The organism is Nitratidesulfovibrio liaohensis (genome assembly GCF_011682075.1).
GTDB classification, from domain to species: Bacteria; Desulfobacterota; Desulfovibrionia; order Desulfovibrionales; family Desulfovibrionaceae; genus Cupidesulfovibrio; species Cupidesulfovibrio liaohensis.
Genome location: NZ_VSMK01000564.1, coordinates 1 through 1,333, shown reverse-complemented (window position 1 = coordinate 1,333; position 1,333 = coordinate 1). Strand labels below are relative to the sequence as shown.

Genomic DNA, 1,333 nt, shown 5'->3' with positions numbered 1-1,333 from the left:
CGCATGCGCGCCGCGTGGCCCCGGCTGGTGAACATGATCCACGCTCCGGCCCTGGCAGAGCGACCGGCCACGGCGCATTGGCTGGCCCGTTGCGGGTTTGCCGTGGCCGCGCACCCCATGCCGCTGGGGCATGGCGGCGCGCCGTTCCATCCCTTTACCTCCGGCGATTTCCCTGCGGCCAGCGTTGCGCCGGAACAACCGACCAACACGGGAGGATGACATGTGCGGATTGCCTCAGGCCTTGTTGGCAGCGGCCGTCCTGCAGGGCGGCTACACCCTGATGGATTCGAACCGGACCGCCAGCGCCGCCAGGGCGCAGCAGGAATACCAGGCGGCCACCCAGCGCAATGCGGCCATGCAGGCCAATCACCAGATCGAGGAGACGCAGCGCGATGCCGAGCGCACCGAGCGGGCGCTGAAGCGCCAGGCGCGTTCGCAGCAGGCGGGAGTGCGCTCGCTGCTGGCGGCATCGGGCATGGACGCGGGTTCGGGCAGCGCGCTGGACGTTTTGCAGGACCAGTCGCTGGCCGCCGAGACTGACGTGCTGGACATGCGGCGACAATCGGAACGGCGGCAGCGGGCCCTGGAATATCAGGCTGCTGGCGCGGACAGCAGTGCCTCTCTGCTGATGGGCATGGCCAACGACCCGTGGTCGCGGGTGCGCCAGGGGTGGCGCAGCGGCATGATCATCGGCAACACCGTGCAGGGAGCGGGCAACCTTCTGATGTAGGGCCATCCTGATCCGGAGGCAGCTCCCGGAGGCCGTTTTCGGCTTTGGACACAGCCCCGGGGCAGTTCCGGCAAGAATGCAAAGGAGCGGACAATGACCATCGTATCGACGAACACCGTCGAACTGTACACCGGCAACGGCACGCAGACGGAGTGGCCGGTGACCTTCCCGTTCCTGCGGCCCGAAGACGTGCGGGCCGTGGTGAGCGGGACGGGCGGCGACAGGGTGCTGGCCTACGGCACCGACTACGTGGCCGTCGCGCTGCCGGGTGGCGGGGGCAGCGTGACCACTGCACCGGGCGCGCCCGGCATGGCGGGCGCGGGCGAACAGCTTACGCTGTGGCTGGACCAGCCCTTCACGCAGGAAATGGATCTGCGCAACACCGGCGTGCTGGACGCGGAAATGCTGGAGCGCGGCTTTGACCGGCTGACCCTGATGGCCCAGCAACTGCGCGAAGAGGTGGGCCGTTGCGTCAAGGTGCCGCTGACCGACCAGTCCACGCGGCCCGACGCCCTGCTGGAGGGCATCACCGCCAACGTGGGCCGCGCGGAACTGGCGGCTCTGGACGCGCAGGGGCAGGCGGCGTCCGCCACGGCCAGCGCG

1 protein-coding gene and 2 pseudogenes are annotated in these 1,333 nt (G+C 69.8%); all 3 read left to right on the top strand.

Annotation, left to right across the window (positions count from 1 at the left end; translation table 11 throughout):
- Window positions 1-219 (top strand): annotated as a pseudogene (locus FVW27_RS15975) (hypothetical protein); the annotation flags it as partial.
- A 1-nt stretch (window position 220) separates the two neighbouring features.
- Entirely contained in the window at window positions 221-730 is a 510-nt protein-coding gene (locus tag FVW27_RS15970) for a virion core protein, T7 gp14 family (protein WP_167127015.1), read from the top strand.
- A 93-nt stretch (window positions 731-823) separates the two neighbouring features.
- A pseudogene (locus tag FVW27_RS15965) lies at window positions 824-1,333 on the top strand (hypothetical protein); the annotation flags it as partial.